The organism is Streptomyces sp. Qhu_M48 (assembly GCF_051305195.1).
In the GTDB taxonomy this organism is placed as follows: Bacteria; Actinomycetota; Actinomycetes; order Streptomycetales; family Streptomycetaceae; genus Streptomyces.
Map to the genome: position 1 here is coordinate 2924687 of NZ_CP195432.1, position 17822 is coordinate 2942508.

The 17822-nt window shown below is 73.7% G+C and carries 13 protein-coding genes; 2 read left to right on the forward strand and 11 right to left on the reverse strand.

The window, feature by feature from the left end:
• Positions 1–40: 40 nt before the first annotated feature.
• The 6 genes from ACRRSS_RS13575 to ACRRSS_RS13600 form a co-directional block, all read right to left on the reverse strand.
• Entirely contained in the window at positions 41–2785 is a 2745-nt protein-coding gene (locus ACRRSS_RS13575; RefSeq protein WP_435971454.1) for an ATP-binding protein, read from the reverse strand.
• A 238-nt stretch (positions 2786–3023) separates the two neighbouring features.
• Entirely contained in the window at positions 3024–4028 is a 1005-nt protein-coding gene (locus tag ACRRSS_RS13580) for a helix-turn-helix domain-containing protein (RefSeq protein WP_435971455.1), read from the reverse strand.
• 201 nt (positions 4029–4229) lie between these two features.
• On the reverse strand, positions 4230–5267 hold the full coding sequence (locus tag ACRRSS_RS13585) for a helix-turn-helix domain-containing protein (protein WP_435971456.1): 1038 nt from the start codon (positions 5265–5267) through the stop codon (positions 4230–4232).
• Between the two features lie 137 nt (positions 5268–5404).
• Complete coding sequence (locus ACRRSS_RS13590) at positions 5405–6187, reverse strand: alpha-ketoglutarate-dependent dioxygenase AlkB (protein WP_435971457.1); 783 nt, start codon at positions 6185–6187, stop codon at positions 5405–5407.
• Entirely contained in the window at positions 6171–7400 is a 1230-nt protein-coding gene (locus ACRRSS_RS13595) for a hypothetical protein (protein WP_435971458.1), read from the reverse strand. Before ACRRSS_RS13595 ends, ACRRSS_RS13590 begins: the two co-directional genes overlap by 17 nt.
• Positions 7401–7453: 53 nt before the next feature.
• Positions 7454–7936: a DedA family protein gene (locus ACRRSS_RS13600; RefSeq protein ID WP_435971459.1), complete on the reverse strand. Its 483-nt coding sequence runs from the start codon at positions 7934–7936 to the stop codon at positions 7454–7456.
• A gap of 520 nt (positions 7937–8456) precedes the next feature.
• Here ACRRSS_RS13600 and ACRRSS_RS13605 point away from each other — a divergent pair.
• Positions 8457–9071: a helix-turn-helix transcriptional regulator gene (locus tag ACRRSS_RS13605; protein WP_435971460.1), complete on the forward strand. Its 615-nt coding sequence runs from the start codon at positions 8457–8459 to the stop codon at positions 9069–9071.
• A gap of 35 nt (positions 9072–9106) precedes the next feature.
• Here ACRRSS_RS13605 and ACRRSS_RS13610 read toward each other — a convergent pair whose 3' ends face one another.
• The 5 genes from ACRRSS_RS13610 to ACRRSS_RS13630 form a co-directional block, all read right to left on the reverse strand.
• The gene (locus ACRRSS_RS13610; protein WP_435971461.1) at positions 9107–10921 is read right to left on the reverse strand and encodes an ATP-binding cassette domain-containing protein; all 1815 of its coding nucleotides are present in this window, start codon (positions 10919–10921) and stop codon (positions 9107–9109) included.
• Positions 10918–12798 carry an ABC transporter ATP-binding protein gene (locus ACRRSS_RS13615; protein ID WP_435971462.1) on the reverse strand — a complete coding sequence of 627 codons (1881 nt, stop codon included), beginning with the start codon at positions 12796–12798 and terminating at the stop codon, positions 10918–10920. The genes ACRRSS_RS13610 and ACRRSS_RS13615 overlap by 4 nt, the downstream gene beginning before the upstream one ends.
• Positions 12799–12945: 147 nt before the next feature.
• Positions 12946–13074 carry a SapB/AmfS family lanthipeptide gene (locus tag ACRRSS_RS13620; protein ID WP_030325150.1) on the reverse strand — a complete coding sequence of 43 codons (129 nt, stop codon included), beginning with the start codon at positions 13072–13074 and terminating at the stop codon, positions 12946–12948.
• A gap of 45 nt (positions 13075–13119) precedes the next feature.
• On the reverse strand, positions 13120–15747 hold the full coding sequence (lanKC, locus tag ACRRSS_RS13625) for a class III lanthionine synthetase LanKC (RefSeq protein ID WP_435971463.1): 2628 nt from the start codon (positions 15745–15747) through the stop codon (positions 13120–13122).
• A 223-nt stretch (positions 15748–15970) separates the two neighbouring features.
• Entirely contained in the window at positions 15971–16207 is a 237-nt protein-coding gene (locus tag ACRRSS_RS13630; protein ID WP_435971464.1) for a hypothetical protein, read from the reverse strand.
• Positions 16208–16540: 333 nt separating this feature from the next.
• On the opposite strand from ACRRSS_RS13630, the gene ACRRSS_RS13635 reads away from it, so the two are divergent.
• Positions 16541–17773 (forward strand): serine/threonine-protein kinase, encoded by a 1233-nt coding sequence (locus tag ACRRSS_RS13635; RefSeq protein ID WP_435971465.1) that lies wholly within the window; start codon positions 16541–16543, stop codon positions 17771–17773.
• The last annotated feature ends 49 nt before the right edge of the window (positions 17774–17822 follow it).

A 17822-nucleotide genomic window follows, 5' to 3' on the forward strand; every position in this document is an offset into this window, starting at 1 on the left:
CACGCACCCACCACCCCCGCCCGACGTTCCCGCCCGACGTTCAGCCCTCCGGTCGTCCTTCACCGCCGCGCAGGGCCTGCGCGAGGGCCGCCCTGGACGTGATCCCCAACTTGGGGAAGATCTTGTACAGATGGGCGGCGACCGTACGCGGAGACAGCCGCAGACGGGCGCCGATCGCCTTGTTCGAGAGACCCGTCGCCGCGAGTTCGGCGATCCGCGACTCCTGCCCGGTCAGCAGCCCGGGCCCACTCGCCGCCGGCCCCACGGGATGGCCGGCCGCCCGCAGCTCCTGCTCGCAGCGTTCCACCCACGGCACGGCCCGCAGTTCCCGGAACGTACGGCGAGCCTCGCCCAGCACGTCCCGGGCCTCCGCGCGGCGTCGGCGCCGCAACCAGGAACCGTGCGCGAGCCGCAGCCGGGCCAGTTCGAAGACCCACTGTTCGGACCCGGGCACGGCGTACGCCTCCCGGAACCTGGACTCCGCCTCCTCGTCCGGGGCGGCCAGGGCGACGGCGGCGGTGAAGAGGAAGGCGTGGTGCGGGGAGATCTCCGTCATCCGCGCCGCACGCCCGGCGGCCAGGTGCGCCTCGGCGTCCCGCCGTCGACCGGTGTGCGAGGCGGCCTCCACGACGTCGAGGAACAGCAGGTGGAACCAGGGCAGACCACGCGGCAGGACGCCCGGCGGGGTGAGCGTCGAGACGTACGACCACGCTTCCTCGTACCGCCCGTGGGCCAGGGCCACGAGCCCCCGCAGGTGCGTGAGCCGGCCGGTGACGAACCGCATTCTGGCCCGCTGCGCCGCGGGCCGGACGAGCCGCTCGGCCTCCTCCAGACCCGCTTCGTCCCCACGCCCGGCGAGGAAGTGCGCGTAGTAGAGCCGGAACATCAGCGCGTTGCAGTGGTAGCCGAGCTCGTCGGCCGCCTCCGCCTCCCGCAGACAGTCCTCGGCCGTGTCCCAGCGCCCGTGCAGGTAGTCCTGGTAGCTCCTGGCCTTCGCGATCGAGCCCTGCGTCGCGTACGCGTGCTGGCCGGTGAAGCGCCGCCACAGCTCCCCGTGCGCGACGTCGACGGCGGACGCGGTCCACAGCAGCAGCCAGCCGCCGCCGGCCTCCTGCTCCGCGCTCATCCCCTCGACCAGTGCCCACAGCTCCTCGGACACCCCGTGCGCCGTACGGGCCGGGTCGGACCAGGCGCGATGACAGAGCCGGGCCAGCGGGGAGACGTGCGCCCGATGCCGCTCCAGGGCACGCCAGGCCCGGAGGTCGTCGGTGTACGTGGCGGCGAGCAGCAGCTTGAAGTACACCTGCTCGGCCAGCCCGCCGAACGCCTCGGTGTCCCGCGCCGCCAGCGCGTCGAGCGCCTCGGGCAGCAGGGCGACGGAGGAGGAGAAGTCGACCCGGTGGCTCTGGTCCACGTACACGACCGCGTACGCGAACAACGGGGCGATGTCGGGCGGCACCGGACCGCGCTTCAGCTCCTCGACGAGCCGCGCGGTGTACCGCAGCTGCCCGCTCCGGGCCGCCGTGACGGCGGCCCAGGTCAGCCGCCGGGCGCGGGCGTCCGGGTCGGTACTGAGCGCGGCGGCGCGGTCCAGGAGCAGCCCCCCCTCCGCGTCACCGCCGCGCCGCGCGATCCGCTGCCCGGCCGCTTCCAGCCGGCCGGCCAGCCCCTCGTCGGGGAGGAGCGCGGCGGACGCCTCGTGGACCAGCCGGCGTGGATCGTCCGCGGGCAGACCGTCCGCGAGGGCCCGGTGTGCCGCCCGCTGCTCCGTCCCCGAGGCCATGGAGACGACGGCGCTGCGGACCAGGGGGTGGCGGAACGCGAGTCCGCCCGCGCCGTCGAGGCGGGCCAGGCCGCTGCCCGCGATGTCTTCGAGCACCTCCTCGGAGTCCTCGCCCGCCACCGCCCGCAGCCACGTCCCGATGTTCCGCGTCGCCGCGCCGCCGCCGAGCGCGGTCAGCAGCAGCACACGGGCGGCCTCGCCGGAGAGCGAGGCGAGCCGGTCGGCGAACATCCGCTCCAGACGCTCACCCAGCGGGAGCCGGTCCGGCAGCGGGACGATGCCCCGGACGTGGTCCTGGTGCAGCTGGAGCGGCAGCTCCACCAGAGCCAACGGGTTGCCCCCGGCCTCCGACAGGACCCGGTCGGCCGTCACGGCCGCAAGGCGTGGATGCGACCGCCGCAGCAGCGCGTCGGCCTGCGCGTGCCCCAGTGCCTCCACATCCACCGGGGGCGCGGGCCAGCCGTCGACCGCGGCGCCGTCGGGCCGGGTCGTGCTGACGATCGCCAGCGGGAGTTCGCCGACCCTGCGGTGCAGGAAGGCGAAGACCGCGGTGCTGGAGGAGTCCACCCAGTGCAGATCGTCCACCAGCAGCAGCAGTGTCCGGGCACGCGCCGCCTCCGCGAGCAGCGCGAGGGCGGCGGCGCCGACCATGAAACCACCGGGGGGCATCCCGTCGCGGAGCCCGAGGGCGCTCTCCAGGGCCTCGCGCTGACGGCGTGCGAGTGACCGGGACCGTTCGAGCAGCGGCCACAGGACCTGGTGGAGCGCCCCGAAGGGCAGTTCGGCCTCGGCTTCGGCGCCGACGGCCCGCAGGACGGCGAAGCCACGCTCACGCGCACGCGCCTCCGTCCAGTCCAGCAGGGCGGTCTTGCCGATCCCCGCCTCCCCCCGAAGCAGGACCGCGGCGCCGCCGGCGTCGCCGCGGACCTCGTCGAGAGCGCGTCCCAACAGCCCTGTCTCGCGTTCCCGGCCCACCAGACCCCTCCCACCGGACAACGACACGACAGCCCCCTCATGTCCCCTGGTCGCAGGGAGATTTCCTCCACATAGGCGCGAACCACTGATTATTGCCAGCGTGTTCGAGGGCGAGGTGAGGAGAACCGCGCGACGATCGCAGCTGTGCCGTGCTGGGCATGCCGTGTGCACGCACGGCACACTCGTCGGTTCCGCCGACGCCCACGGCTTCGCCCGGTGCGGTCAGGGGCGCGGGTCCGCGCGGAGTCGGACGGGCCCTGTCCGGTCAGGGACGCGGGCGGCTGTCGGCCTCGGAGGAAGGGCGGACAGTGGGGACGTGGGCGTCGCGCCAGGCCTGCGGGGAGACGCCGAACGCGTTCTTGAAGGCGCGGCTGAAGTGCGACGTCGACTTGAATCCCCACCGGCGGGCGATGGTCGAGATGGTGTCCGTGCTCGGCGGACGACGGGCGAGCTCTCTGCGGCAGGCTTCCAGGCGGTGCGTGCGCACCCACTCGCCGAAGCCGACGCCGCCACGCGCCAGGATCGCGTACAGGTAGCGCACGGATATGTGGTTGGCCCTGGCGACCGACGCCGGGGAGAGCCCGGGGTCGGCGAGGTGGGTGCGCATGTACGCGAGGATGCGGACGCCGAGCGTCTCGTGGAGCGGACCCGCCGCGAGCGTGGGGCGGTCGGCCTCCGCCGCGATGGCGGCGCGGACGAGTTCCGTGCTGGGCGAGGCGAGGAACTCCGAGGCCGGCCCCGTGCGCAGGTGGGGATGGGCGGCCAGCTGAGCGAGGTACCCGGCGGTGAGCCCCGGGACGGTGCCCTCGGCGCCCAGCGTGCGGGCCGTGACCTCGCCGACGGCCGCGTCGGGCAGGGCGAGGTCGCTCAGCGGGATCCGGAAGAAGTGCATGTCGACACCCCGGTCGAAGAGCAGGGTGTACGGACGCCGGGTGTCGTAGACAGCGATCTCACCCGGTCTCAGGACGGCGTGCCGCCCGTCCTGGATCACCGAACTCTCGCCGGAGACCTGGAGACTGACGAACAGCACCTCCTCCCAGTCGTCCGCGTCCGCGAGCCGAGGTGTGCGGTGCACCCTCGCCGGGTTCGCCTTGACCGAACTGACCTGCATGGAGCCCAGGTTGGTGATCGCCACGTCGGCGAAGACGTCGTCCGCGCGCCGTGGGAGCACCAACTCGACCGGCACGAGCTGCTCCCTGATGGTCTGACGCAGAGCGTCGGCCCGATCCGCCAGTGGAAGTGCCGAGGTTCCCCACGTCGTCGTCGTCATCGAAACCCTCCTGCGTGACCGCTCGGGCTGCAGTCTAGGTACGGGAAACCGGGCCGGACCAGGTGTTTCCCGGCCGACGCCCCGTCCCTGCGGTGTAGGGCATCGACAGTGCACGCACGGGCATCGGGGCCGTGGAGCCGTTCCCGGCACGAACGGTCCGGGTCACCCGACGGGGCACGCCTGGAACGTGCGCTCCGGTGATCAGCCCGAGGAGGAGCGCCCCGCGACCGCGGGGCCGTCGGGACGGACGTGGCGGGGAGCGTGTCCGTACGCCTCCTTGAAGGAGCGGCTGAAATGAGCCGGACTCCGGAAGCCCCAACCCTGCGCCACGGCGCTGAGGGTGCGGCCGTCGCCGCGCCGGGCGAGCTCCCGTGCGCACTCCTCCAGGCGCCTGCGCTTGATCAGCCGGCACACGGTCGTCTCCTCGGCCTCGAAGAGGTGGTGCAGGGAACGAAGGGAGATGCGATGGCTCTCGGCGATGACGGAGGGCGAGAGCCCGGGGTCGCGAAGACGCTCGTCGATGAACCCACGTATGCGCGCGAGCAGGTGGCTCCGGTGCGGGCGAGGGTCCCGGTGCTGGGGGTGCTGGGGGTGCTGGGGGTGCTGGAGGTGTGGGAAGTGCTGGATCCTGCCCGTGCCCGGGTCCTCGGTCGCCTCCTCGATCCAGGTGGCGATCAGGTCGGCGAGATGGCCGCCCAAGCCGTCCCGGACCGCCGGGGACGCGCCGGCGACGCAGGCCTCGAGGCCGGTGACGAACGGTCCGAGGACCGCCCCGACGCCACCGGTCGTCGCGAAGGCCCTGCCCGTGACCCGGTCCGCCCGCCTCTCCGACGCGCCGAGCCCCGATCGGGGGACGCGGAGGAGGAGCGTGCGGAACTCCGCCCGCTGCTCCAGCGCGAAGGAGCGGCGGAGGTCGAGCAGCGCCAGCTCGCCCTGCTCGACGAGGACGCTCTGCCCGTCCTGGTGGAGCGCGGCGGTCCCGCGCGTCTGCACGGCGAGGACGAGTCGGTCGTCGGGCGCGGTCGCCACCAGCCGGGGCGTCCTGCTGATCCGCATCGGTTCGGCCTCGATCGACACCATGCGGACGTAACCGAGGTCATCGGCCCGGAGCAGCCCGGCGCAGGAGCGCGTCCCGACGGGGAGGACCCGGAGCGGAGCCAACCAGTGCCGTACCCCTTGCTGCCACCACTCGGGGCGGTCGGCGACGGGAACGGACGCCGCGCTGCGGACGGTGTGCACAGGGCTCCTCGGTTCGGGTGGTGTGAGGGAGCCGATCCGCGAGGCCGTGCGGCCCGAGAGCCCCCGGAACCAGTGTGAGAGGAGGCCTCGGCGCTGCGAATAGGTCATATGACCAGCGTCGTGACGCGCGTCGGTCTCTAGTGCCCAGGCCGGGCGGGCGGCATCAGGTCGCTCTCGCTGACGGTGTACGCCAGCGGCGGGTAGACGAAGTCCGTCTCGTGGTTCTCACGCCGCCGCATCCGGTAGAACTCCTGCCTCTGCTCGTCGTCCGCCGGCACGAGGCGCGCACCCTGCGGAAGGAAGGCCTGGCCGTTCCGAAACCGAAGGAGGGTCTTCGACGTCCGGAACGTCACACCCAGCCATTCGTTGTCCGCCGCCTGGGCGGGCGCGTCCAGAACGATTCTGTGCCTGAGTCGTCGATTGGATTCGACGGAGAACACGACGACACCGTGGTGGGCGAGGGGGATCTCGAACGTCTCGCCGCCGGATTCCTTCGACTCGAAGATCAGCTTCCTGGGCGGGCCCGCTTCGGGGTGTCGATAGCAGGAGAAGACGGCGATGAACGACTCGTCGGCCAGATCGAGGGCCTGGTCGGAATGGGCGCCCATGGTTCTGTAGGCGTTCGTGTACCGCTCGACGAGCGCGTTGTCGAATCCGACCGGAAGCGCCGCACGTTCCCGAATCCGTCGCGCCAGCCGGTCGTGCAGCGCCCGGAAAGGCTGCGCCGGGCTGCCGTATCGCGTGGTGGTACGGACGAGAGGCACCCCGCCCGCCTCGTCCGTCCTGGTGAGCACGGCACCTCGCCGGCCCTTTCCCGTGTCCTCCAGGTGAGCCGAAGCGGACAGCTCCGCGAAGAGGTTCTCCTCGGCCGGCAGGGCGTACGAGCGGATCGCGTCCGAGATCCTAGACCCGGGGCGCAAGGTAGTCTCCCGTGTTCATGCTGAAGAGGAACCGGTCGCCGTAGTCGATGAAGGACGAGGTCCTGTTCTCCTCGGCGTACAGCCTGCGCAGCTCGTCCATGCCGGACGGTGTGGGTGGTCCCAGTCGCACCAGGTCGCCGGCCCTGTCGAGAAACGTGTGGCCGTTCTGGTGGACGGCCTCGGTGCTCGAACAGCGCACCACGTATCCCAGGCGGGTCGGGAGCAGTGCGGCGTCCAACCCCGAGGGCCGGATCTCGTGCGTGTACAGGCGGTTGGTGGACAGCGGCACGAGGAACACGGAGCCGGGGTGGAGCGTGACGGTGAACTGCGAGGGGAGTGCGACCCCGTCGTGTCGTGCGGCCGGCTCCTTGAGGCGGAAGTGGAGTCTCGTCAGCCCGCTGGCCCCCTTCACGCCGTAGTCGAAGGCGTCTTCGGCCAGGGGCCGCAGCTTGTCCAGCCGGTCGTAGAAGGTGCAGAAGGCCATGAGGCCGTTGACGGGCATGTCCTTGGTCTTGTCCGCGTGGGCCGAGATCCTGGCCTTGGACTGCTTGCGCTCGGGCGTGGCTAGGGTGTTGTGGTAGATCTGGGCGAGGACGTGGTTCAGCGGTGCCTGGTTCCGGAAGACGGCGGCGGCCTCGCGGTTCAGCGCCTCGACGATGTGGGTGTCGGTGGGGCGGAAGCCCTCGGTCGGCCCCGAGAGGTTCGTGGAGCACCGGAGCAGCCGGAAACGCAGAGCGTCACCGCTTCGTGTGACGGGGGTCAGGTAGATCCCGCTGCGGTGGGCCGTCCCGGGCTTGGTGGACTCCGTCAGGGACTGGAACGCGTGCTCCGCGCGGATCCGTCCGAAGTAGTCGGCGTCGATGCCGAAGAAGCGGCGGTAGTACACGCCGACGCCGTGCACGCGGAGGGGGACCCGGCCGAGGCCGACCAGGGTCCACGCCCTGTCGACGTCCTCGTGGTAACCGTGTGACAGCTCCCGGACGACGAACACCCGGGCCGCCGCGTCCAGCGGGCGGTCGCCGATCCCGGAGAGGTCACCGCACAGGTAGACGGTCTTCCGCGCGAGGTCGTGCGAACCGGCGGCAAGCTCCTCCGGCGTGATGACGGACCCGAGGAAGTCCCTGATCAAGCCGTTGTCCCGCAACGCCGAAGGCGCGACCAGGACGGTGCGCGCCTCGTCGACGCGGGCTTCCGTCGGCTCTGTCGTATGCATCGAACGTACCTGCCATTCCACCGCCCCCACGGACGGTACGGGAGGGGGCGGGCCTACGCTTCGTCGGCCACGGGGTCACCGGAGGACGGGACCGCCCTCCTTCTGCGATACACCACCACCCCGCACACCGCGAGGAGCAGGGCGGCCACGGCGGACACCCCGAGCGCCGTCCGCTCGGCGAAGAGCCTTCCCAGCACTTCGAACACACCGTGCCCCACCGTCGCGTAGATCAGCGCCCAGGCCGCTCCGCCCACGAACAGGGCGGGGAGGTAGCGCGGCAACGGCATGCGCATGCTGCCCGCGAGGAAGTTGACGGCGGTCTGGAACCCGACGGTCAGGAAGGAGACGGCGACCACCGGCGCGCCCCACCGCTGAATCGCCCGTTCGGCGCGCTGGAACTTCGCCGAAGAGATCCGTCCGGCGTATCTGCTGCGCCGGGCGCCGGCGCCGGCGAGCCATCCGACGGCGAACGTCCCTCCGGCGCGGAGCAGGACGATGACGTACAGGGCTGCGGCCGTGAGCGCGACCTTACCCACGACGCCTCCTCCTGGACGCCGGGCCGAAGCCCGCCTCCCTCGTCACCCGCATGGGCGTCCCATCTCACCGGACGCACAGGGCGCGCAAGCCCGGTCACCGTCTCTCACCTGCGCCCCGCCTCTGCCGTTCCGACCTCTGGGATACCACCTGCGGCGCCCGGACCCGCACCGCTCGCCAGGCAAGGTCAGCCTAACCGAACGCCTATACGGCGGATACGGGGCACCGGCCCACGCGGGTTCGTCGCTACGCGCCCGCCCCCCCAGGGCGCCCCGGGGCGCACTCCCGCCACCGCGCGCCGTACGGGTCCGATCTGGACATTCCTGGTTCGGCACAGGCGGCATCCCACGCCGTCAACCTGCGTCCCCTTCGGGGGAACGAACCGGATCCGGCCGAGGCGCTCCGGAGTGCGCCCCCTGTGCACCCGGTGCTGTGTTCCCTGCGGTGCGGCAAGGGCAGAGGGGTGAGGGTGGCTGCTCGCGTCGTGCACCCCTGGCACGACGGAGGACAGAAGGGGTGGGAATGATACGAGTGACGGTGGTCTACGAGGCGCAGCTCCTGCGGACCGCGCTGGTGGAACTGCTGCGGTCGAGCGGGGTCATGGTGGTCTCCTCGCTGCCCCGATGGCCGCACGGCCCGGCGTCGGGGATGTCGGAGCCCGACGTGTACGTGGCGGACGCCGAGTGTCTGCCACCCTCGGCGATGCGGCCCGCGGTCGCTGCCGTACCACCGTCGGGAGAGGGCTCGGCGGGCCGTTCGGCCCTGCTGGCGCTCGTCCCCGGGCAGCGGCCGGGGGTGCTGCGACGGGCCCATGCCGCGGGGGCGACCGGCTTCGTCGACAAGAACGGTCCGAAGTGTCGATTACTGGAGGCCGTGCACCGTCTGGCCAAGGGGGAGCGCTTCATCGACGACACGCTCGCGGTCGGGTTCCTGCAGGCCGCGGAGATGCCCCTGACCCGGCGTGAGCTGAGCGTTCTCTCGCTGGCCGCCGACGGAGCGCCGGTCGCCGAGATCGCCGCGACGCTCTTCCTGACCAAGGGCACCGTCCGCAACTACATGGCGAGCGTCATCCGCAAGGTCGGCGCCCGGAACCGCGTGGACGCCATTCGGATCGCCCAGGGCGCCGGGTGGACCTGAGCCCTGCCCGGCGGCGCCCCGCGGACGCGGTCCGCTCACCCCCGGACCTCGCTCCAGTGCCCCACCAGGTCGCGGTAGAGAGCGGAACGCACGAGTAGCTCCCCGTGCGTTCCGTACGCGGCCCGGGTGCCGTCGAGGACGAGGATCCTGTCCGCCCGGAGCGCCGACGACAACCGGTGGGCCACCACGACCAGGGTGCCCGGCCGGGCGCTGAGGGCGTGCTCGGCCGTGGCCTCCGCGACGGGGTCCAGGTGGCAGGTCGCCTCGTCGAGCAGCAACAGCGGGGCGGGGGCCAGGTGAGCGCGCCCCAGCGCGATCAGCTGGCGTTCGCCGAGGGACAGGGCGTCGGGCGTCAGCGTGCGGTCGAGGCCGCCCACCCGGTCGACGAGCGGCTCCAGGGCGAGCGCGTCCACGGCCCGGTCGACGGCGGACCTGTCGGCGTCGGGCCGCAGGTACCGCAGGTTGTCCCGCAGGGTGCCCGTGAAGACGTATGCCTCCTGGGGGATGAGCACGCGCAGGGCGGTGAGCTCCGAGGGCGGGCAGGCCGCGACCGCCCGGCCGAAGAGCCGTACGTCACCCTGATCGGGTGCGAGCATGCCCGCGGCGACGTGCAGAAGGGTCGACTTGCCGATGCCGCTCGGGCCGACCACGGCGATGTGCTCACCCTGCTCGACGGTCAGCTCCAGCGCGTCCAGGACGGGGCGGGCCCCGGGGCCGTACGCGGCTCGTACGTGGCGCAGCTCCAGCGCCGTGGTCGCCCGGCCCGCACGGCGCGGGCCGGGCGCGGCGGCGGGGGGAGGGGCCGCGGGCAGCGGCCGGGTGAGCCGGTCGAGGACGACGAAGAGCCGCGCGCCCGCGGCGCCCAGGACGGTCATCAGCGTGTGCAGGGCGGGGAGCAGCGACTGGAGGACGTAGGTGAGCGCCCCCACCACCGCCCCGGCCGTGACGCCCTGGCGGAGGAGCCACGGTGTCGTGGCGAGGAGCAGGAGCACCGGCAGCTGTCCGGCCGTCGCCACGGAGAACGTGCGGACGGCCGCCCAGCGGGCCAGGGCGCGCTGGGCGGCCGCCGCCTCCTCGACGGCACGGCGGTTCCGCGCGGCGGTCGCGTCCTGGGCGCCGCAGGCCACGGTGTCCCGCAGAGCGGTACGGGTGATCTCGGCGCGCCGGCCGACGACCTCGTCCGCGTCGAGGTAGCGGTGCTGGGCCCGCGCCATGGGCCGCAGGGAGGCCGCGAACAGGGCGAGGCCCAGGACCAGGGGAGGGAGCACGACGAGGAGGAACTGCGGGGCGAGCGACAGCAGGCCGACGAGGGCCCCCACGCCGACGAAGACGAAGGAGCGGGTGGCGAGCACCAGTCCGGCGAAGCTGTCCCGGGCGATCTCGGTCTGGCTCGTCAGCCGGGACACCGCGGTGGCGTCCGCGCCTCCGCCGGTGGTGGTCGCGGTGCGCAGGGCGCGCACCACCGACCCCCGTACGAGCTGGTCGCGCAGCGGTTCCGTGAGGTGGGGGAGCTGGGCGAAGACCCCCCGGACGACGGGAGCGCCGAGCAGGACGGCCACGGCGGCCCCCGCCAGCCAGAGGAGCCCCGTGGAGGGAGCGCCCCTCAGGAATCCGTCGTCGAGGGAGCGGGCCACGCAGTAGCCGCCGAGGAACGTCTGCGCGGACTCGGCGGCCGACCAGGCCGCCAGTTTCACCAGGACGCCCTTGCGGCGCAGGAGGAGGGACCGGAGCCAGGCCATGACGCGCCGGGCCGTGTCCGTCTCTCCGGAGGCGACCGCCGGTGCGGGACGGTCTGCCGCCTTCGGCGGCGCCGGTTCCCGCGCCTGCCCCGGGCCCGGAGCGGGAGTCACTCGCCCGCTCCCGTCCCGGAGACGGCGGACGACGGCAGGGCGCCCGAGTCGGCGGTCCCCGGGAGGGCGCCGGAGCCGGCGGACGACGGCAGAGCGCCCGAGCCGACGGACCTCGGGAGGGCGTCCGGCCCGGCGGACGACCGCCGGGCGTCCGCCGGCGGGGCCTCCGCCGTGAACACCGCGCGGTACTCCGGTTCCTCCCAGAGCAGGCTGTGCGGCCCGGACCTCCGCACGCGGCCCGCCTCCATCCAGACCACCAGGTCGGCCCGGGCGGCGGTGGACACCCGGTGGGCCACGATCAGCCTGGTGCACGCCCGTGAGGGCGTGCCGAGGGCGATCTCCACCTGCCGTTCGGTGGCCGTGTCGAGGCTCGACATCGCGTCGTCGAGGATCATCAGCCGGCCCCCGCCTGTGAACGCCCTTGCCAGCCCCAGGCGTTGGGCCTCGCCGCCGGAGAGCGGGGCGTCGTCCACCGGGGTCTCGTAGCCCAGCGGCAGCAGTCGGACGAAGGTGTCGGCGCAGGCCGCCGTCGCGGCGTCCCGGACCCTCGCCGCCGTGGCGGGGCCCCGGGCGGGTCCGGTCCCGGCGGCCAGCGCGGCACCGACCGTGGGGGTGGCGCCGCCGTCGAAGACGGGACGCGCGAAGGCATACGCGGTCGCCCCGCGCAGCTCCGCGCGCGACAGCTCGGCCAGGTCGACTCCGTCCAGGAGGACGCGCCCGGCGTCGGGGTCGGTCAGCCTGCCCGCGACGGCCGCCAGGGTGGACTTGCCCGCTCCGGAGCGGCCCACGACGGCGACCGTCGACCCGCCGCCGATCGCGAGCGTCACGTCCGTGATCAGGGGGACGCCGCCACGCGTCACCCGCACTCCCCGCAGTTCCAGGTTCCCGGGCGCGTCGGCCGGCAGGGCGGCGGAGCCGTGCGGCATCGGCGCCAGATCGGCGAGTTCGGCGGTGCGGCGTCCCGCGCTGCGGGCTCGGACGAGGGTGCCGAGCGGCGCCGCGATGCCTCCGATCCCGGCGGCGAGCGCCGCGTACCGGGAGACGGCGAGCAGTTCGCCCACGCTGACCTCACCCGCGGCGAGACCGACCCCCGCCACCGCGACGACGGCGGTGGTGAGCAGGGGGAGCAGGACACCGCTCCGGGCCACGGCGCGGCCGTGGACGAGCCACATGCGCGTGCCGTGCCGGGTCATGTCCGACAGCGGGGCGAGGACGCGCTCCGCCTCGTGCCGTGCCGTGTCGGCGGCGGCGATGGTACGGGCGCCGGCGAGCGCCTCGGCCAGCCGGGCGGCGACGGCGCCCTGTGCCCGCTGGTAGCGGCCGACCGAGTCGGTGGACTGGGTGGCGAACGCGCGGAGCAACAGCAGGAGCAGCGGCAGACCGGCCACGAAGACGGCGGCGGTCCAGGGGTGGATGAGCGCCAGGGCCACGAGTGCTCCGATCGGCACGAGCACGGACGACACCGAGGTCGCGAGAGCCGCCGGGGCGGTGCCGCTGTCCGTGGCGTTGACGCACAGCCGGGCGGCGACGTCGCCGCCCGAGTGGGGCGCCGCCCGGTGCGGCGCGGTGCCGAGGAGACCGGCCAGGGCCCGCAGCCGGATCCAGGCGGTGGCGCGGGCGTTGGCGAGCTGCGTCAGGAGCACCGAGCCGGTCTCCAGGAGGACTTCCGCCGCGAGCAGTACGGCGGTCCACAGCAGCCACGTCCCCGCCCCGGGCCGGTGACGCAGCAGCAGGTCCAGGGTCGTGCCGGCGAGCGCGGGTACGGCGAGCGAGCAGGCCGCGCCGGCGACCGAGCAGAGCAGCAGCGCCGCGGTGGTGCCCGCCGTGTGCCGTACGGCGCCGCGGAGCAGCCCGTCGGAACCGGTCGGCGAGGCCATCCGATCCCCTCTCTTCCCCTCCGGGAGCGACGTCCGGGCCGGGCCGCCGGAGTCCGGCCCCGACGGCCGGGGCCCCGGGAGCGGCGCTCCCGGGGCCCCGTGACTCCTCACCGGCGCTCGGGGCGCCGTGCGGGAAGCCGGATCGGGTCAGTTACAGGTCGTGATGCTGAGGCTGCTGTCACCGCAGAGCAGCAGGCTCGCGCGGCTGCCGGTCTCGACATCGCCGATGGCCTCGTCCTTGGGGGTCTCCAGCGACTGAAGGTCGAACAGGTTCATGATTGTTTCCTTTCGTAAGGGGACGGGTGGTGCGGGGCGACCCCGTCACGGGGCCGGTTCGTGGGGCCGCGGAAGCGGCGGAAGGAACGGCAGGTGGGCCGGGCGGTCGCCCAGGGCCGCCGCGAGGGCGAGCAGGACGCCCGCGGTGCCGGTGGAGAGGTCCATGGAGAGGCGCATCATCTGCTCGCCGGGGAAGGCGAGCCGGCCCTGGTAGGACATGGCGTGCCAGCTCAGGCAACCGACCTGGCGGCGTACGTCCTCCGGTGTCGTACCGGGCCCGCCGACGTTCGTACGGGCGAGGTGGAGCACCATCCCGGCGACGCCGCGGAAGAGACCCGGCTGGGCGTAGAAGGTGGCCTGCGCCGCCCGCACGATCTCGTGGCGCGCCCGGTCCAGGGCGTCGTCGCGCCGGTGGATCAGGTAGTCGTCGATCACCATGCCGATGCCCACGCTGCCCGCGCCGAGGTACGGCATCGTGCGCCAGCCCTCGTCGACCTGCAGGGTCCCGGAGACGCCGCGGACGCAGCGGCCGAGGTCGTCGTGGAGCGCCTCGGCGGCGAGGTCGAGCAGGGCGGTGTCCCGGGTGCGTTCGTAGAGCCGTACGAACAGCAGGGCCCGTCCGGCGGCTCCGTACAGGAGCCCGGTGCGCACCTTGCCGGGCGCCCCCGCCGTCCGGGCGGGCGCCCGGAGCGGACGGGCGGACAGCTCGGCGCATCGGAGGGCCGCCGCGTGGAGGCCGCTCTCACCGGTGGCCGTGGCCAGGGCGTCCAGGGCGAGGCCGATCCCGGCCGTCCCTCCGTACAGGTCGGGGGCGAGGCCCTCGTGGTCCTGTTCGAGGACGAGTGCGGCCAGGTCGAGCGCGGCGGCCGTGTGCCCGAGCCGGTCGAGGGTCCACGCGACACCGGTGAGCCCGTCGTAGAAGCCGAGCGGTGTGCCGGAGTCGGGTTCCTTGGCATACCGCAGGAGCCTGTCCTCGGCCTCCGGACATCGAGGGGCCCCGCTCTCGTGCAGGGCGTGGAGGACTCCGGCGGTGCCGTGCCCGACGGTCATGCCCCCGCCGGCCGTGGCGAACTGCGCGATGTCACCGGGGAAGAAACGATCCTCCCTCTCAGGCGTCGCCGACGCCAGGATCGCGCCCACCATGGAGTCACGGCTGTTCGGCCAGTCTCCCGGCTCCGTGGGCAGGAACCGGGAGGGGCCCGCCGGACGGTCGGGCGCCCGCAGCCCCCCGCCGGGCCGGCCGCCGGCCGGCTCGCGCGTGATCTCCCGAACCGCCTCGTCCAGGAAGCCGGGAGGCAGCGGGAACCGCGCCGCGGCGGCCTCCGCCAGGTGCGCGGCCTTGGCCCGGTCCACCGCGAGCAGACTCGTCAGCGGGATGAACAGCGCGATCCGGAGGCACGCGAGGGCGTACCGGTCCACATCGAAGCCACGCCGGTCGGCGGGCGCCACGAACGCCGGGTTGGCGACGGTCTGGCGACCGCCCTCCGAGGCGGGCTGGGCCGCCTCGAAGTCCAGCAGCACCACCGAGGACTCGTCCTCGGACACCATGATGTTGAACAGATGCAGGTCGTTGAAGACGATCCCGCGGGCGTGCACCGCGGCCACGGCCCGCTCGACGAGCCCGTGGATCCGCAGCGCCCACTCCGTGTACTCGGCGAGCCGCTCCGCCGGCGGATCGGCCTCCATCAGCGGATGCCGCCGCGCGAAGAAGGTGTTGAGCGGCTTGCCCTCCACGAACTCCATCGCGAGGAAGTGGTGGTCGCCCACCGTGAAGCTGTCGAGGACCTCCGGCGTGCAGGCGAGTCCCGAGAGCCGTTCCAGCGCCTCGCGTTCGCGGTGCAGCCGCGTCACGGCGTCCGCGCCGTCGGCGGCGAGACCGGCGTACGGCCGCGCCTCCTTCAGGACGACCCGCCGCCCCGTCCGCCGGTCCCGGGCCTCGTACACTCCGCCGCCGTTGGAGAAGTGCAGGGCCTTCTCGATGTCGTACGGCATGTCCTGGACGGTCACCGAGGCCCTCGCGTCGAGGTGCGGGCGCAGGAAGGCCGGCGGAGTCACCCAGGCGGGCACGTGGAAGACGGGATCGCGCCGGTCGGGCACGAGCGTGCCGGACCCGTCCTCGACGGCCGGCCGCAGCTCCCCGTGCTCGTCGTAGCAGTGGCGGCGGGTGAAGCTGCCGTACCGCAGGTGCACGGGACCCGAGCCCCAGCGCAGATCGCTGAGGATGTACGGACCCGATCGGCCCTCCAGCAGCCCCGCCAGATCGGTCGCCACGCGCTCGCACTCCGCGTCGTCGGCCGGGTACACGGTGATGAACTTGCCGCTCGCCGAGCGGTCCGCGTACTTGGCGTTGCGCTGGTGCAGCAGGTACCGGCTGGGGACGAACTTGAAGGCCACGTCCTGTCCCAGACAGTACTCCCGGACCGTGGCGAGGACCGCCTCCGCGTCGTCGAGACAGGCCGAGACGTGGATCTTCCAGCCCTGGGACGGGAGCGGGTGGTCCAGGGGGCGCAGGGCGAGCCAGTCACCCGTACGGTGAGACGTCCAGCCGTCGGGTACGGGGAGAGTGGCCGCCCGGTAGAGGGAGCCGCCCGCTCCCTCGGCGAAGACCAGACGGTGCGGCGCGTCGTAGAAGTGACGGTCGGCGTCGCAGAACACCGCGTACCCCTTGTTCACTGCGCACTCCCTCGGTCGGTGACGGACACGACGCTGTCACGTCACCCGAGAGCCCCGACAGTCGCCGCTGTCACCTTCCACCTATGCGGAACGCACGGGTGACAACAGCCCCGCGCATGTCCTCCGCTCCGCACGACCGCGCCCAGTCCGTGGCCGTCCTGCCACGGACGGAGAGGGCTCCCGCCGGCCCGCCGACCGGGCCTCACGGCCCCGGCACGGTCCGTCAGACCGCGGGCGGCGGACCACCGGCGAGGGCCCGCATCGCCGCGTACTCCTCGCGGGCTGCTTGTCCGGACGACGTCCAGGCATCCGTACGCGTCGACGCCGACCGGGATGCGCAGGGGCGTGGGCCCTCGGTGTGGACGATGTGCACGACCCGTGGGGCGAAGTCGTCGGGACGTGCGGTCCCGGGGCTGTCGGCGAGTCCACGCGCGCCTTCGAGCGTCTCGCGGTCGGTCACGTCGTGGGCGGGGACCCGGTGGGCGGCTTCCCGCTCCGGGGAGGAGAGTTCACGCCACTCTCCCCGGGGCCGTCCGAAAGGCGGCCTTCGCCGCCCGAACGCGTCCGGACGCTCCTGTCGCTCAAATGTCCGGCAGTCACAGGGATGTCCCGGAGCATCCGGGGCAGCCGGACCCCGAGGTCCGCACGCGGCGGCCGCACGGCCGCGGCGTTTCGGAGGCGACCACCGCCCCGGGCCGGACGGTCCGGATCCGAGCGGGGGCGAGGGGCGGCACACCGCTCGCCGACGAAAGGGCGGACGGCAGAAGGCGGCAACGGAACACAGGGAGCACCGATGCAGGTCCGTCCGTGGCGCGTCCAACCCGATCCCCGGCTGACGGCTCACGCGGTCGCCGGCCGGTACCGGCTCGACGGCCTGCTGGGGAGAGGGGGAGCGGCCGACGTCTACGAGGCCGTGGACCTGCGGCTGCGGAGGCCCGTCGCGGTGAAGGTCTTCCGCAGGGGCGACGCCCGGACGGAGGAGCACTCCGAGGACGAGGGACGTCTCCTGGCCCAGATGCAGCATCCCGGTCTGGTGACCCTCTTCGACTCCGGTCGCGACGAAGGCCGCCCCTTCCTGGTGATGGAGCTCGTCAGAGGGACGACCCTGCGCCGGCGCATCGCCCGCTCCGCGCTCTCGGTGACCGAGGCCTGCCGCATGGGGGTCGCGCTGGCCTCCGCGCTCGCCCATGTGCACGGGCGGGGAATCGTCCATCGTGACGTCAAGCCGTCCAACATCCTCCTGGACCCGACGGACGCCCCGCGCCTCACGGACTTCGGGATCTCCCGCCGCTTCGCCACCGCCACCACCGACGTCCGTACGGCCGCGCCCGACGACGCGGCGCGCGGCGCGACCGACCCCGCGGCCGACGGTGAGGGCGTCCTCATGGGGACGGCTTCCTACATGGCCCCGGAACAGGCGCTCGGTTGGACCACGGGGCCGCGGGCCGACGTCTACAGCCTCGGCCTCGTGCTCCTGGAGGCCCTCAAAGGCGAACGGGAGTACGACGGCCCGCCCCTGGAGGCGGCGCTCGCCCGCCTGCACCGCCCGCCGACCCTGCCCGACGGACTCCCCCCGGAGCTCGGCCAGTTGCTGAAGGCCATGACGGCGCACGAGGCCGACAGCCGACCCGACGCCCACACCTGCCAGAAGGCACTGGCCGCGTTGCCGATCCTCGCCGCGTGCGACGCCCGGCCCACCGGCCCCCGGCACGCCGCACAGCCGGTGGCGCCGCCCGAGGGCCACGCGCACCGGTCCGGAGTCCGCCGCTCGCCCGGTACGTCCCCGAGCGGGCGGACCACACCCACGAAGTCGGGGTCCAGGACCTCCTCCCCCCGCCGCCCGGGGCGACTGCTCGCCAAGAGCGCGGCCCTGGCCGCCCTCGGTGTCACGCTGACGGGCTCCATCGGCGCCGCCCCCGCGGGGACCCGGGGCGTCGTGGACCCGGTCTCCCACCGCGTGACCACCCAGCAGACTCCGGACGCGCCGCAGACGATCACCCTCGACGGGCCGAGCCGTGTGAAGTGACGCTTTCCGGATAGACGGAACGGCAGAACACGACGGCCACCGGCCGCAC

Coding starts and splice junctions, on each gene's coding strand:
- ACRRSS_RS13595 (WP_435971458.1), bottom strand. CDS start 7,400: ATGCATACGACAGAGCCGACGGAAGCCCGCGTCGACGAGGCGCGCACC.
- ACRRSS_RS13605 (WP_435971460.1), top strand. CDS start 8,457: ATGATACGAGTGACGGTGGTCTACGAGGCGCAGCTCCTGCGGACCGCG.
- ACRRSS_RS13620 (WP_030325150.1), bottom strand. CDS start 13,074: ATGAACCTGTTCGACCTTCAGTCGCTGGAGACCCCCAAGGACGAGGCC.
- ACRRSS_RS13615 (WP_435971462.1), bottom strand. CDS start 12,798: ATGGCCTCGCCGACCGGTTCCGACGGGCTGCTCCGCGGCGCCGTACGG.
- ACRRSS_RS13635 (WP_435971465.1), top strand. CDS start 16,541: ATGCAGGTCCGTCCGTGGCGCGTCCAACCCGATCCCCGGCTGACGGCT.
- ACRRSS_RS13580 (WP_435971455.1), bottom strand. CDS start 4,028: ATGACGACGACGACGTGGGGAACCTCGGCACTTCCACTGGCGGATCGG.